Genomic DNA, 651 nt, shown 5'->3' with positions numbered 1-651 from the left:
CGCCGACTGTTTGAGCAAGATGTGCCAGTTCGGCATCGGTGCGATCCGATGCGGCGTTCTCTTGCGGCTGAAAGTCGCTGCCGAATAGGGCGGAGTAGAAGCTGGCGTAGAGTTTCGGGTCGTTTTGCCCCGCTACACAGTACGAGGCGGCCACCGCTCGCGTCGAATAGTTCTTGCTGTGCGACTGGTCGTCGAGGAAGTTGAGCAGGTGGTAGCGCACCGCCAGCTGCTTGTCGGCCACCGCGGTATCGATATCGCTCGCATACGACCTGATGAAACTGCCGCAGGGTGGACAGATGGGTTCGTTGAAAATGTCGATCGTTGTCGGCGCCACCGAGCTACCCACAAAGACACCGTCGTTGAGAACGCGGAGCTCGACCGCATCTGCGGGCGGCGGTGGCGGCGGTCCGGACGTGCGGGGTCCAGAGGACGGCCACGGATGGGCAAGCGCGATACCCAGGCCGCCCGCCAGCGCCACCACGACGGCGACGGCAACACCAACCCACAACCAGGGCTGGCGGGCTGACCGGGGCAGCGGAGACGACGGTGGCCGCCATGGCGGCGCCCCGCCAGGCCATGGCGTCGGCTGCGGCCACCGGGTACCCGGTGACACCGGGTGAGTCGATGGCACCGGCAGCTTGGCCACCTGGC

The 651-nt window shown here is 66.4% G+C and carries 1 pseudogene; it reads right to left on the bottom strand.

Features of this window, described 5'->3' with window-relative positions:
- Positions 1-651: pseudogene (gene pknE, locus FJR74_RS08360) on the bottom strand (serine/threonine protein kinase PknE); the annotation flags it as partial.

The sequence above is a fragment of the Metamycoplasma neophronis genome (assembly GCF_006491995.1).
Taxonomy (GTDB): Bacteria; Bacillota_I; Bacilli_A; order Mycoplasmatales; family Metamycoplasmataceae; genus Metamycoplasma; species Metamycoplasma neophronis.
The sequence above is the reverse complement of the archived record's forward strand: the minus strand, read 5'-3'. Positions and strand labels throughout refer to the sequence as shown.